12 protein-coding genes and 2 pseudogenes are annotated in these 12,654 nt (G+C 61.8%); 3 read left to right on the top strand and 11 right to left on the bottom strand.

All coding sequences use genetic code 11. The features are described from left to right. Positions 1-6 precede the first annotated feature (6 nt). From ACZ9BX_RS25100 to ACZ9BX_RS25090, 3 genes are read right to left on the bottom strand one after another with little or no spacing between them, the layout of a single operon-like run. Positions 7-813 carry an SDR family NAD(P)-dependent oxidoreductase gene (locus ACZ9BX_RS25100; RefSeq protein ID WP_476220786.1) on the bottom strand — a complete coding sequence of 269 codons (807 nt, stop codon included), beginning with the start codon at positions 811-813 and terminating at the stop codon, positions 7-9. Further along, positions 810-1,904, bottom strand: a complete 1,095-nt coding sequence (locus tag ACZ9BX_RS25095; protein WP_476220784.1) for an ABC transporter ATP-binding protein — start codon at positions 1,902-1,904, stop codon at positions 810-812. Before ACZ9BX_RS25095 ends, ACZ9BX_RS25100 begins: the two co-directional genes overlap by 4 nt. 29 nt (positions 1,905-1,933) lie before the next feature. Next, complete coding sequence (locus ACZ9BX_RS25090) at positions 1,934-3,667, bottom strand: SMP-30/gluconolactonase/LRE family protein (RefSeq protein ID WP_476220783.1); 1,734 nt, start codon at positions 3,665-3,667, stop codon at positions 1,934-1,936. Between the two features lie 119 nt (positions 3,668-3,786). On the opposite strand from ACZ9BX_RS25090, the gene ACZ9BX_RS25085 reads away from it, so the two are divergent. Further along, positions 3,787-4,938, top strand: coding sequence for a mandelate racemase/muconate lactonizing enzyme family protein (locus ACZ9BX_RS25085; RefSeq protein WP_476220782.1), 1,152 nt, complete (start codon positions 3,787-3,789; stop codon positions 4,936-4,938). 23 nt (positions 4,939-4,961) lie between these two features. Here ACZ9BX_RS25085 and ACZ9BX_RS25080 read toward each other — a convergent pair whose 3' ends face one another. The 3 genes from ACZ9BX_RS25080 to ACZ9BX_RS25070 form a co-directional block, all read right to left on the bottom strand. Beyond that, positions 4,962-5,285: a DUF6665 family protein gene (locus ACZ9BX_RS25080; RefSeq protein WP_476220781.1), complete on the bottom strand. Its 324-nt coding sequence runs from the start codon at positions 5,283-5,285 to the stop codon at positions 4,962-4,964. A 257-nt stretch (positions 5,286-5,542) separates the two neighbouring features. Continuing rightward, a complete protein-coding gene (locus tag ACZ9BX_RS25075; protein WP_476220780.1) occupies positions 5,543-6,706 on the bottom strand; it encodes an adenosylhomocysteinase in 1,164 nt (387 codons plus the stop codon). Positions 6,707-6,821: 115 nt separating this feature from the next. Continuing rightward, positions 6,822-7,727, bottom strand: coding sequence for a LysR family transcriptional regulator (locus ACZ9BX_RS25070; protein WP_476220778.1), 906 nt, complete (start codon positions 7,725-7,727; stop codon positions 6,822-6,824). A gap of 223 nt (positions 7,728-7,950) precedes the next feature. On the opposite strand from ACZ9BX_RS25070, the gene ACZ9BX_RS25065 reads away from it, so the two are divergent. Beyond that, on the top strand, positions 7,951-8,106 hold the full coding sequence (locus tag ACZ9BX_RS25065; protein WP_476220777.1) for a hypothetical protein: 156 nt from the start codon (positions 7,951-7,953) through the stop codon (positions 8,104-8,106). 291 nt (positions 8,107-8,397) lie between these two features. Further along, positions 8,398-8,658, top strand: a pseudogene (locus ACZ9BX_RS25060) (VOC family protein); the annotation flags it as partial. A gap of 53 nt (positions 8,659-8,711) precedes the next feature. On the opposite strand, the gene ACZ9BX_RS25055 reads toward ACZ9BX_RS25060, so the two are convergent. The 5 genes and pseudogenes from ACZ9BX_RS25055 to ACZ9BX_RS25035 all read right to left on the bottom strand — a co-directional run bounded on the left by ACZ9BX_RS25055 (position 8,712) and on the right by ACZ9BX_RS25035 (position 12,619). Then, entirely contained in the window at positions 8,712-8,969 is a 258-nt protein-coding gene (locus tag ACZ9BX_RS25055) for a tautomerase family protein (protein ID WP_476220775.1), read from the bottom strand. Between the two features lie 125 nt (positions 8,970-9,094). After that, complete coding sequence (locus ACZ9BX_RS25050) at positions 9,095-9,808, bottom strand: SDR family NAD(P)-dependent oxidoreductase (RefSeq protein WP_476220774.1); 714 nt, start codon at positions 9,806-9,808, stop codon at positions 9,095-9,097. A 140-nt stretch (positions 9,809-9,948) separates the two neighbouring features. Continuing rightward, the gene (locus ACZ9BX_RS25045) at positions 9,949-10,881 is read right to left on the bottom strand and encodes a LysR family transcriptional regulator (RefSeq protein ID WP_476220773.1); all 933 of its coding nucleotides are present in this window, start codon (positions 10,879-10,881) and stop codon (positions 9,949-9,951) included. Between the two features lie 165 nt (positions 10,882-11,046). Then, a pseudogene (locus ACZ9BX_RS25040) lies at positions 11,047-11,559 on the bottom strand (amidohydrolase); the annotation flags it as partial. 166 nt (positions 11,560-11,725) lie between these two features. Then, complete coding sequence (locus ACZ9BX_RS25035) at positions 11,726-12,619, bottom strand: DMT family transporter (protein ID WP_476220772.1); 894 nt, start codon at positions 12,617-12,619, stop codon at positions 11,726-11,728. Positions 12,620-12,654: the final 35 nt, after the last annotated feature.

Raw genomic sequence — 12,654 nt, 5'->3', positions numbered from 1 at the left:
AATGTTTCAGACGACGCCGCCATCGACGATGAAGGTCTGGCCGGTAACGAGCCGCGAGTCGTCGGCCGCAAGGAACAACGTCATGCGAGCGATATCGGGCGGCAGAACATGCTCCTTGAGGCATTGCGCCTCGAGATACTCGGAAAACTTGCCCTGGTAGATGCGCTTGGCCCGCTCCACCTGGCGCTCGGTCAGCACCCAGCCGGGGGCGATGGAATTGACCCGGATGTTGCGGATGCCGACCTCGCGGGCAAGCGACTTGGTCATGCCCATGACGGCGGCCTTGGCGGTCGTGTAGAAGATCAGCCCTGACGCGCCACGCATCCAGGAGATCGACCCCATGTTGATGATCGCCCCGCCGCCGGCTTGCGCCATGCCGTCGATCAAAGCCTGCGCCGCGAAAAACTGATGGCGCAGATTGGTCGCGAAGCGGTCGTCCCAGTATTCCGGCGTTACCTCTTCGAGCGGCAGACGATCGTCGTTGCCGGCATTGTTGACAAGGATGCGGACCGGGCCGATCTCGGCGGAAAGCTCTCCCACAGCGCGACGAAGCGCCTCGATGTTGCGAAGGTCAGCGACACGGAATGCCGGCTTGTTGCCCGTCCGGTCGCCGACGGCCTTGGCGTTTTCTGCCGCCAGTTCGCCATTGAGCTCGATGAAGCCGACCTTGCAGCCCTGGGCGGCGAAATGCTCCACCAGCGAAGCGCCGATGCCGGAGCCGCCGCCGGTGATGATGACGCCCTTGCCGGTGAGGCTCGGATAGCGAGCGGCCTCGACTTGAACCTTCGCAACGAGTTCGGGATGGATGGTCATGCAGCCTCCAGCGAGACGGGACGAGCGGAGGCAAGCGACAGACCGGCCGCGGAAAAGACATGCGCCATGCCGGGATCGGCATGGACGCCGATCGGCTCGTTGCGCTTGATCGCCTTTTCGCCGGAAAGGCGCACGACGAGCATGTCCTGCGAGCCGTCGAGAGCGACATAGGCGTAAGTGTCGGAACCGAGATGCTCGGTCATCGTTATCTTGCCGGCAAGCGAATCCGGCGCGCCGCGGGCCGTCAGCGAGATGTGTTCGGGTCGGATGCCGATCTCGGCCGGCGCTTCGGATAGCTTCGCCGCCAGGCGGATCTCGCCGCCGGATACGGCATGAACGTTGTCGGCCTTGCGGGCGCCGAGCGTCAGGAAGTTCATGCGCGGACTGCCGATGAAGCCGGCCACGAAGCGGTTGACCGGCTTGTTGTAAAGATCGAGCGGCGAGCCGACCTGCTCGACCGTGCCGCCGTTCAGCACCACGATCTTGTCGGCAAGCGTCATCGCCTCGATCTGGTCGTGCGTGACGTAGACCATGGTCGTGCCAAGCTCTTCCTTCATGCGGGCGATCTCGATGCGCATTTCCACGCGCAGCGCCGCATCGAGGTTCGACAGCGGTTCGTCGAAGAGGAAGATGCGCGGCTCGCGCACGATGGCGCGGCCGATTGCGACGCGCTGGCGTTGGCCGCCGGAAAGCTGCCGTGGCTTGCGGTCGAGATAGGTCTCGATGCGCAGCACCTTGGCGGCGGCTGCCACGCGGCTGCGGATTTCCTCCTTCGGCACTCCGGCGAGCCTCAACGCATAGCCCATGTTGCCGGCCACCGTCATATGTGGATAGAGCGCATAGGACTGGAAAACCATGGCGATGCCGCGCTTGGCCGGCGGAACGTCGTTGACGATCTCCCCGTCAATCGCCATCTGGCCGGCGGTGATCTCGTCGAGTCCGCAGATGAGCCGCAGCAGCGTCGACTTTCCGCAGCCGGAAGGGCCAACGAAGGCGACGAATTCACCATCTTCGACAGTGAGATCGATCCCCTTCAGCACGTCCACGGCACCAAAGGACTTCCTGATCCCGCTGAGTTCCAGTTTGGCCATTCATTCCTCCTCCCCAATATCAACCAACGTCAGCCGCCGAACATCGGGTCCGGCAGACCCCTGATGCCGGTATCGATGGCAAAGACGCTGCCGGAAAGCGGCGCGTCGGCAAGCTGTGCTGCCGAGAGCCGTATCCGCGCTGAAGTAACGAAAAGCGTCTGCATATCCGGGCCGCCGAAGACGCAGCTCGTCGGACGCGGCACCGGCAGGTTGATCACCCGCTCCACCTTGCCGTCCGGGTCGTAGCGCGTGACGCACCAGCCGTCCCAGTGGGCGCTCCACACGAAGCCTTGCGCATCGACCGTCAACCCGTCCGGCTTGCCCTCCGCCTCCGGCACCGCAACGAAGATGCGCCGGTTGGCGATCGCGCCGGTTTCGAGATCGAAATCATAGGCATAGATCGTCTGCTTGGCCGTGTCGGTGAAGTAGAAGGTCTTGTCGTCGGGGCTCCAGCCGAGGCCGTTCGAGACGTGAAAGCCGCGATCCATCTCATGGGTGCGGCCATCCGGATCGAGACGCCAGAGGCGGCCCTGGTCGGGAGAGGTGTCGATCGCCAGCGTGCCCGCCCAAAGGCGGCCCGCCCGATCGCACTTGCCGTCGTTGAAGCGATTGCCGGGTCGGTCCGCTTCGGGCCGCGAAAGTGTCGTGATCTCGCCCGAGGTAAGATCGAGGCCGCGGATCTCGCCATGCATGGCGGCGACGAAGCCGCCGCGCTTACGCGGAATGACGAAGCCGATCAGCTCCGGCACCTGCATCGTCGTATAGGTGCCCTTGACGGTATCGCCCGTATAGACGGCAGGTGCGAGAATATCGACGAAATAGAGCTTGTTTTCCTTCGCCGACCAGTGCGGCCCCTCGCCCAGAAACGTGCTCGCCGGGATCACGCAGCGGACATCGGAGCGATCCGGCCCGAGCGGGCGCGGCTTGACGGCGAGCGACATTGCGAATTCTCCGAAATTGCCGGATGTCCGGCGTGCGGCCTCGATCACGTCGCGTCCGAACGCGTGCAGGCGATCGACGGGAAGCCGGAAGGACGGGCCGATGATGCCGATCGCGCCGATCGGCTCGCCGCGATGGTTGAGGACCGGCGCAGCCACTGAGGAGATGCCGGTATTCTGCTCGTCGACCGAGACCGCATAGCCGCGCGCCTTGGTGAGGTCGAGCTGACGCTGCAGCTCCTCGACATCGATGATGGTGTTCGGCGTCAGCCGCTCGAGCTCGATGTCGGCAAGCAGTGCCCGGCGCTTTTCGAGCGAAAGATGAGCCAGGATCGCCTTGCCGATGCCGCTCGCATGCGGCGCGGCACGCCCGCCGACGCCGTTGTTGAGGCGGAGCGGCTGCGGCACCTCGCGCTGATCGATGTAGAGCACCATCGAGCCGTCGAGCACGCCGAGCCGGATCGCCTCGCCGGTCATGTCGCGCAGGCGCTCGAGCTCCGGCTCGGCGGCACCGCGCAGGTCGAAATTGTCCCAGACCTTGTGCGCCCATTGGAAGAGACGCGGCGCCAGGCGATAGACCTGGTCGCGGCTGTCGAAGGCGAGCAGCCGTTCGTCGACGAGAGCCTGCAGCAGGCGGTGCAGCGTGCCCTTCGGCAACTGTGTCTCGTCCAGCAGTTGGGTGAAACGCAGGCCGCGCGGCTCGGCGGAGACGGCCTCGACGATCTGGATGCCGCGCGTCAGCGCCTGAACGCCGGGAACGCCATGTCCCTCCCCGCCAACCGTATCGCGCTCGGCCGTGTCGATGCTCAGTTGCACCTTGCTCATGACGTCTCCCGCGGCGAAATCATCTCCGCCCTTGACCGATCGAATATCTTGGAACTAAGTTCCATGTCAACACCAAATGTGACGGATGCGCCGGTTCGCTCTGTCGGGGAGGAGAGAGAATGCGCATCACGAAAGTGTCCCACTGGTTGATACGCGTGCCCTTTACGGAGGATATCCTCTGGGGCTCCGGACGCCGGATCGGCACAACGCGGCTCGTCTGCAGGATCGAGACGGACGCGGGAATCACCGGCTGGGGCGAGACCATCTCCCTGATCGCCAACGTGCCGGCCGTCTTTGCGGATGTCGTCGCGCCGCTTGCCATCGGCTATCCGGTCACCGACGTCGAGCGGCTGCACCGCCACGTGCTCGGCGCCGGCTTCTATCACCACAAGCGTGCCGCGGTGATGGCAATCGCTGCTTTGGAAATGGCGATGTGGGATGCGCTCGGCAAACAGGCGGAGTTGCCGCTCTACGCATTGTGGGGAGGCCGCTGGCGCACGGATGTCGAAGCGGCAGCCTATCTCTTCACCAACGATCCGCAGGCACTGAAACCAAGGCTGCAGCGTTTCCTCGATTCCGGCTACGAGACGTTCAAGGTGAAGATCGGCTTCGACGAGCGAAGCGACATCCTGCTCGCCGAGACAGCGCGCAATGTCATCGGCGGCCGGCCGCTGCGCCTGGACGTCAACGGCGCCTGGAACGTTGCGACCGCCAAGCGTCAGCTTCAAAAGCTGAAATCCTTCGATCCCGCCTATGTGGAGCAGCCGCTGGAACTCGATGATCTCGCAGGCCATACCGCACTTGTCGCGGGAAGTCCCGTGCCGATCGCGCTCGACGAAAGCGCCTACACGCTTTCCGATGTCGGCAACATCGTCCGCGCGCAGGCGGCCGACGTCGTCCTGCTAGACCCGCACGAGGCAGGCGGCCTCTGGCAGACGATCAAGGCGGCGGCGATCTGCGAGGCCGTCGGCATTCCTGTGACATTACACTCCGGCGCGGAACTGGCGCTCTCGCAGTCCGCCTATATCCATCTTGCCGCCTCGATCCCCAACCTGTCCATCGCGATCGACACCGAACGGGCCTATCTCGGTGGCGATATCAGTGCCAATCCGCCGGTACTGGCTGGCGGCCGCTTCGAGGTGCCCGAGGAGGCAGGGCTCGGTGTTGTCATTGATGAGGGATCCCTCGAGAGATATCGCGTTTCCGGCATTGCCGGCGCATACCTCGATAAGCAGCGCGCGGATTGGTTTCCCGTCAAACCGGCATATTGAAGCGACGAGGCTGGAAGCTCGCATCATCTGCGGACGACGCCGAGCCGCGCGAGCACCTCGTTTGGTATCCCATATCGCAAGACCACGTCCCGGTTACTATGCAGGCCGCAGATTTCCCGCTGGACAAAGAGAGACCAGACGGCGTCGGCAGCATTGTTCACCAGCGTCTCCCGGTCGATGCCGAGCGAGCTATCGGCTTCCCATGCCGCAAGGTCGGCAAGAGCTGCCTCGGCCTTCCGCCCATGGCGACAAAGAGAAACCATACGCTCCAAGGCCAGTTCATATTCAAGCGCATTGAAGGCTGCGTCGGTTTGGTGTTCGAAAAAACGGGGCGGACGAAAACTCAAAGCGGAGCCTCTTTGCTGTTTCCGGACAATCCTCCACCGCGTCGTCATGATCGAGGGGTGGAGCTGAACCATCGGCGGCGTTTCGCCGACACTCCAGAGCATGCGGAGAAATTCTCTTCCTACCGATAACGCTTCGACCCAGGCGCAGGACGGTCAGATGTCCTGCGTCTCAAATGTGTGGATCGTGACTAACTAGAATGCCTCGCGACCATAGCAACTGGGGTTCCGAATATTCCCCAATGTAACATTTGGCATTCCTAGCGATTGAGATCGAGGTAGCCGGAGGCGACCTGCGCATCGATGTCAGCTGGTACCGGAACCACACAAGAGGTATGATCGAGCTTTCCGCCCGCCACCCGCTCAAGGCAGCGCGCCTGCAGGGCAAAACCCAGATCCATCGATTCGATCGAATTTCCGAGCGGCCGTGGGCCTGCGAGATTGGCCATATGCCCGCTGCCGAGAATATGGATCTTCCGGCCATCGTCCAGAAGCAAGGTTTCGATACCGTCACCCGCATAGGTGTCGACCGCTTTCGGCCCTGCTGCCGATTTGATGCCATCGACATCGATTTCGGTCGGAAAATGTCCGCCATTGATCAGGATGACACCGTCCTTGAACATCGGCAGGTCCGCGGCTGTGATGATATTGGCAAAGCCTGTGACGGTGACGATCACATCGGCGGACGCGATGGCATCGCTTCTGGGCGGCGTTGAAAAGCCGTCGAGATGGGCTTCAAGAGCAGTGACGGGATCGACATCGACCACGCTGACATTGCTAAAAGCACTGCGGAAACATCCGGCGGTACCCTTGCCGCAGGCACCATAACCGAAAACGCTCACGCGCTTGCCATTGGTCGAACGGTTGGTGAAGCGCATATAGCTCTCGAACAGCGACTGGCCGACCGCGTGGCGGTTTTCGGCAAACTGCTTGATCGGACTGTCATTGATGACGAGAATCGGCAGCGCGATCGCCTCGCGCATCGGCGCGAGACGCCGTCGTCCGGACGTCGTTTCCTCAGTACCGCCCAGCAAGTTCTTGTAGGGTCGCTCGGGGACGCGGGCGAAAAGATCGCCTCCGTTGTCGAGCAATAAATCTGGCTGGCGGTCGAGCAGAGTGTCGATGAAGCCGCGATGCACCCTCGCGTCTGCGCTCTGCTCGCCGATGACAGCGATTCCATGCCGTTTGAGGTATTCCACCGTCGCAGGCTGGGTGCTGTTGAGATTGCCTGTTGCCACGAGATTGGCGCCGCCCTTTCGCAATGTCATGAGAAGAGCGACAGTCTTGGGTTCCAGGTGAATGGCGGTGCCGATCGTCAGACCCTGGAAAGGCTTTGTGCGGGAGAATTCTTCGGCGATAGCCTTTAGCAACCGGCAACTGTCCGCCACCCATTCGATCCGCGAAAGTTGGTGTTGTCGTGCCATCGTCTTCTCTCCGCTGATCGTCGGCGCGCTGCCGGTTTTTCTGCGGATGTTCCCTAACGTGCGAAGCCGGTGGTCAACAGGGACATAATACTGCGCCAATGGGCAGATTTCCTGTTCAGGCCGGATCGGCCCCCTGACCTTCCCGGCGCAGCCAATCCGCCAGGAGACCGATCGTCCGGCTCTTGCGATCTGCGGCGCGACAGCACAGCCTGAATCCGATCGGTCGGATTGCGAAACCAAAATGCGCTGTCAGCACACCGCTGGCGAGCTCCATCTCGATGGAAGCCCGCGGTGCTATCGTAACACCCAGACCGGCCTTCGCCGCACCGATCGCCAGCGTCAGGTCCTCGATTTCAACCCGTTTCAGAAAACGAGACGGGCGTGTTCCGCTTTCACGAAACCAATCGTCCCAGAGATAGGGAACATCGCGGGCCACCAGTGCCGTGGCATTTGCGAGCCAGTCATCAAGATTGGTGCCGGATGGAGCAGGTCCGGCCGCGCTGTAAACCGGGCCGAACGCATCGACCATGAAGGCGGTCGCTGCGATGTCGGGCAAAGGGCGATATTCGCCGCCGGCGATCATGGCGTCGAGGTCGGGCGCGTCTGCGAGCGTGCGGGTAATGGCAACTGGAACGACATCGATTTCCAGGTCGGGAAGATCCGCATGAATGCGCGGCAGTCGTGGCATTAGCCAGGAAAGGGCCATCGGCATGGGTACGCCGAGACGAAGGCGCGTCTTGCGATCTCGTTGCTGAATCTCTTCTGCCGCACGGGAGACGATCGCGAATGCAATTCCAACTGCATCGGCAAAACGCAGTCCGGCGGCATTGAGCGTCACCCTGCCACCCTTGCGGACAAAGAGAGCCGCTCCGAAATACTCCTCAAGGCTTTGAAGCTGCTGCCTCACCGCTCCCGGCACCACCCCAAGATCCTGAGCTGCGGCGCGCAGGCTGCCGCAGCGGGCGAGTGCATCGAAGGCACGAAGAGCGTTGAGCGGCGGCAACGGATGCTTCAGGTTCAAGAGAGGGCTCTCCGCAGGGCGGCGTGGTTTGCCGTATTCATTGCCCGGAAACGCCGCAAAGGAAAAGTAAAAATCGAATCGCGCAACGCTTGATGCCGACGCGCAGCTGTCGAAGCGGGCCATCACACCTTGGTGCGCCGCTGGCAGGGAACGACAGCACAAACGGGGAGCTGTCGCATGCGTTTCCGCCTGCTGCGCCCGAGACATGACCCATGGATTCGATATGAAGAAAACCAGCCCACAGCAGGTTGCGGAAGCTGCCTTGATCGGCCTTGAGGCTGACGAGGAAGAGGTGCTTATTGATGATTTCACCAGGGAGGTTAAGCGAAGCCTCTCCGGCGAAAAACCAATTTATCTCGATCCGCCACCGCTCGGATGACTGGCATAGCTGTGCTTGCAACCCCAGCCGTGCCGGCCTGGCTGTCCTTAAGACGTTAACGCGTAGGTCATCCCACGTAGTTTATGGCCGTTGATCGCTCATTTTAGCATGAATCACGCGGAGATTTCTATGAGCGAGAGTATGAAGCCCGGTCGGACGTTCGAGATATTGACGGCTGAACCGTGCGATCGCGGCGCCAGCTGAGCCCTCCAGTCGGACGAGAACAAGGCGCGGATGGTGGGGGATCCTTCCTGCACGTGAGGATGCTGTTGAGTTCGCGGCGATGATTGTCGGGATGCCGAAGGAAGGCTGCCAGGCCCTCATCCTTCGCGTGCCAGCTACGGCTCCTTCGCATCCTTCAGCGATCCAGATGGAAACGGCTGGATCTTCCAGGAAGTGACGACGAGGCTGCCTGGCCGGATCGATGCGAAAGGTGCGGCGTCCACGTCTGCAGGCAATCTCGCCAGCGCCCTTAGGCGTGCCGCGGCCGCTCACGGAGAACATGAGAAGCGGACCGGCGGCAACCACGATGAAGCGTGGCCGGACTGGTAGGCGGCATATATGATTGCCTAGCAGTCCGGGGCTGCGCTGCCGACCTGACCGGGTCACTTTCCAGCGCGTCCTCGGTCGCTCGAAGCTTCTGACAATACCTTGCGGTACTCCGCGGTCGGAAGTCCGCCCCATCCCCAGTTGTCGAGGTCGACTTCCTCGATCACGACATAGGTGGACTCCAGGGGCTTGTTCAGGACGTCCAGCATGACCTGGCTGACCCCTGCTATGATGGCGGCCTTCTCCTCGGCCGTTACCGATGAGCGGTCGGGCGTCGTCCCTTCGCGGGTTACCTGTACGGTGACGATTGGCATGCTCTTTCCTTTCAAGGCTTCCAGTTTCGTTATGGAGCGGGCTGAGGCTAGCGCCGCTGGCGGCCTCCCGCGCCGGAACTTGGCGCGTAAGCGCCGGTCCGATTTGGGCCGGCGCTTTCTTCCGGCTACCAACGGCCGGCGTTCTGACCGCCGTCGACATGAAGGATCTCGCCCGTGACGAAGCTTGCGCCTTCAAGGTAAATTACGGTGTCGACTATGTCGCGGATCTCTCCCATGCGACCGACGGGATGGAGCGTGGACATGGCCTCGTGCGTCTCCGGCGAATGCATCGGGGTCTTGATGATGCCCGGAGAGACGGCGTTCACCCGAATGCCAGCCGTTGCGAATTCGATCGCAAGTTGCTTCGTGACGGAATTGAGGCCGCCCTTCGTGAGCGATGCGAGGGCTGCAGGCACTCCGGCGATCGGCTGGTCTACGAGGCTCGTCGTGATGTTGACGATGTGGCCGGAACCTTGTGCCAGCATCGCTTTTGCAGCGCGCTGGGTGATGTGGAAAAATCCGGAGATGTTGACCCCGAAATTGTGATCAAAATCTTCCTGTGTGATATCAACGAACGGCTTTGCAGTGAACACACCGGCATTGTTCACCAGGGTGTCGATACGACCAAAGCGCTCCAGCGCCTCTCGAACAACGCGCTCGGCGGTTTCGGGCCTTGCGATGTCACCGGCCACGGCATGCACTCCGTCGTCGAAGCTTTCCTTGATCGACCTCGACGTCGCGACGACATTGTAATCGCGGTCCCGGAACGCCTTTACGAGTCCTTCTCCAATGCCCTGCGAGGCACCTGTTATGATGGCAACCTTCTTTTGACTGCTCATGATATTGCATCCTTTCAAGCGCACCGGCCAGCTATCGGGCCGTGCCGACGCGTTTTTCGTCGGTGGTCTTGATTTAGATGCTTTCGATGATCGGGAGAATTGTCGCGCTTGGCACGACACTCAACCGATATTCGGGATAATCAAGGTAAAGACCCGGCTTCCATCGCGACACGCCCGAGTTCTGCCCTTAGGCGTGGAACCGCAAAGTCGATGAAGGCGCGCACCTTCGGAACAGCGGTCCGTCCCTGCGGTGCAAGGAGGTGAACGGGAAGCGCAGCAGGCTCATCGGCGGCAAGGACTATCTGCAATCGACCGTCTCGAACAAAATCCGCCACGTGGTAGGAATAAAGCCTCGTCACGCCCATCCCCTCTGCGGCAGACGCCGCGGCCGCCCTCACGCTATTGACGACATAGCGAGGGCTGAAATGCACCGTCCTTGGAATCGAAGATCCGTTCGCGGCGGTGAAGCTCCAGGATTCGAGGCCAAAGTTGGAAAACGCGATGATCTGATGCCTCTGGAGGTCGGAAGGTTCTTTGATCCCCGGATTGCTCGCAAGATACCGTGGAGAGGCGACCACGACGCGTCTGACGTCTCCGCCGATACGTGTCGAGATGTGCGTCGAGTCGGTCAGGTTGCCGATTCGCAAGGCCACATCGACACCTTCGTCGACCAGGTTGACGAACCGATCCAGCATCAGAAGCCGAACCGAGACGCTCGGATGCTCCTGAAGAAAGCCGTCGAGGATTGGCCGCAGAACTTCCTCACCGAGAATAGGCGGGGCGGAGATGGTGAGGACGCCCCTAGGAGAGGAGCGTTGTGCACTGGCGATGATGTCGGCTTCCTCGAGATCCACAAGCACCCTGCGGCATGCTTCTACATATCGCTGGCCGGCTTCGCTCAGCTTCAGACTTCTGGTCGTGCGGTGGAGCAGCTCGACGCCGACGTGCTGCTCCAGCAGGCCTAAGGCCCGGCTGATCGCGGTCGGGGACCGCTTAAGCCGGCGCGCGGCGCCTGCAAGGCTGCCCTCTTCGACGGCCGTGACGAACACCTTCATTGCGTCGATGCGGTCCATTCCTCTGCTCCGCGAACTTCAATCTCAAAAAAACACTCATCGTAGGATTTGACACTCGCGTAAACAGGGGAAAACCGATCCGATGGTACCGGGCGACACTTTGGTGCAATAGATTGTGAACAGGCATCGTGCAATGATCTCCGTCGCGTCAGCAAAAACAACTATTTAATCTGGGGACCGGCACTGGGGCCTCGCCGATTCACAACAGGCATGCTTTTCCCGCCACTCGGCCTTCGCGGCTGCCGGGAGGTCCGATGACGCCATCAATGCGAGGCCTGTCGTGGCAAGCGCCTTGGTCGCATGCGCCATGGCTTTGTGCGCGGCCGGGCTTTTTCCCTGCGCAACGACCTGCCAGGTATGGGGATTGGTGCCTATCGCCCAAGCCGGCGCCCAGCATTGCGCGGTCGGCGTCACCCAGCTGACGTCGCCGACATCGGTCGATCCGGCCCGGAAATGCGATTGTCCTTCGAAGTCCCGCAGACCGGTGTGCAGGGGCGTCGAGCCATCGACCTTGGCATTGGAGAACACATCGCCCTTGGTCTGATAGAGGCGGATGCTGCTCCTGATCGCTTCCTGCGTGAAGGTATCCTGGATTTGCCTGGCGAAGACGATGTCGGCCCTGTCGAAGGCTAGAACCAGCGGCCCCGTTGCCGGATCAAGGGCGACGCCATCGCGATGGCCGGCGACGTCCGTTCGGACGATTATCACAAGGCGTTGGTCGCGGTCCGCCAGTTCGCCGAAGGCGCCCGTGTCGCCCTGACCGGGAGCCGCGCGGCAAGTCTCGAAGCCGACCGCGCAGAACTCGGCGACAGAGCGATTATCATCCAGTGACCAGCGCTCGCTGCTAACGCCCACCACGCCTGGCTTCCACTAGGATATGCCAAACCACAGCGGCCAAGATCAGTGCGCCACCGGCGAAAGTCGCGGCAGACGGACGTTCCGCGAAGAAGAGCCATACCCACATCGGAGTGAGGACGATCTCCAACGTTCCGATAAGCGCAGCTTTAGCGGGAGGCATATGTCTTGCGCCGGCGAGGAAGAGTACGAGAGCGATGGAGAAATTGGTTGCGCCAAAGGCAGCGAGGACGATCCAGTTGTGGAGATCGAGGGAGCCGACCGAGCCGAAGGGCGCAAAGAGCGCCAGCGTGAGAAAGGCGCTGACGATGGTGGAGGGCAGACTCGGCACGCCCGGGTTGATCCGGGGAATGACGATGATCATCGCAAAAGAGGCAGTCATACCCAATGCCAGCAAATCGCCGACACCCGTGCCGCCCCCGACTGATGAACCGACGATGACCATTACGCCGAGCAGACAGACGGCGCCTGCGGGCATCGTGCGCCTCGCCACGCGCTCCCTCAGCAAAAGCCAGCCTAGCAGGGCCGCGATGAACGGGGCTGTCGCGTAGATGACGGCGACATTCGCCACGCTCGTCGTATAAAGTGCGCCGATGAAACATGCCTGGCTGAAGGTCTGGCAGGCGATCATCGCGAGACCTGACGGGCGCAAGACCGAGCGCCACTGCCGCTTGGACATGCCTCCTTCGAGGAAGAAGCTCGGAATGAGAAGGAACAGTCCCCCGAACAATGACCGCCACGCGATCGCTGTCAAGGCATCGGTCGTCAGCAGTCGCGAGTAGACGCCGCTTGCGCTCCAAGCGAGCGTCGCGGCGAAGACAAGAATCACGCCCTTATCATGCTCGCTGAGGCCGAACGGACGGGCGCCTGTTTGGGATGACATCGGTTTTCCCGAACCAGAGGTCTGATGCCTCTGAT

Source organism: Rhizobium sp. USDA 3886 (assembly GCF_056279785.1).
This window is presented reverse-complemented; position numbering and strand designations above follow the sequence as displayed.

What these genes read in the sequence shown, in the direction of transcription:
- ACZ9BX_RS25100 (WP_476220786.1), bottom strand. Translation starts at nt 813, where the DNA reads ATGACCATCCATCCCGAACTCGTTGCGAAGGTTCAAGTCGAGGCCGCT.
- ACZ9BX_RS25095 (WP_476220784.1), bottom strand. Translation starts at nt 1,904, where the DNA reads ATGGCCAAACTGGAACTCAGCGGGATCAGGAAGTCCTTTGGTGCCGTG.
- ACZ9BX_RS25090 (WP_476220783.1), bottom strand. Translation starts at nt 3,667, where the DNA reads ATGAGCAAGGTGCAACTGAGCATCGACACGGCCGAGCGCGATACGGTT.
- ACZ9BX_RS25085 (WP_476220782.1), top strand. Translation starts at nt 3,787, where the DNA reads ATGCGCATCACGAAAGTGTCCCACTGGTTGATACGCGTGCCCTTTACG.
- ACZ9BX_RS25075 (WP_476220780.1), bottom strand. Translation starts at nt 6,706, where the DNA reads ATGGCACGACAACACCAACTTTCGCGGATCGAATGGGTGGCGGACAGT.
- ACZ9BX_RS25065 (WP_476220777.1), top strand. Translation starts at nt 7,951, where the DNA reads ATGAAGAAAACCAGCCCACAGCAGGTTGCGGAAGCTGCCTTGATCGGC.
- ACZ9BX_RS25055 (WP_476220775.1), bottom strand. Translation starts at nt 8,969, where the DNA reads ATGCCAATCGTCACCGTACAGGTAACCCGCGAAGGGACGACGCCCGAC.
- ACZ9BX_RS25050 (WP_476220774.1), bottom strand. Translation starts at nt 9,808, where the DNA reads ATGAGCAGTCAAAAGAAGGTTGCCATCATAACAGGTGCCTCGCAGGGC.
- ACZ9BX_RS25045 (WP_476220773.1), bottom strand. Translation starts at nt 10,881, where the DNA reads ATGGACCGCATCGACGCAATGAAGGTGTTCGTCACGGCCGTCGAAGAG.
- ACZ9BX_RS25035 (WP_476220772.1), bottom strand. Translation starts at nt 12,619, where the DNA reads ATGTCATCCCAAACAGGCGCCCGTCCGTTCGGCCTCAGCGAGCATGAT.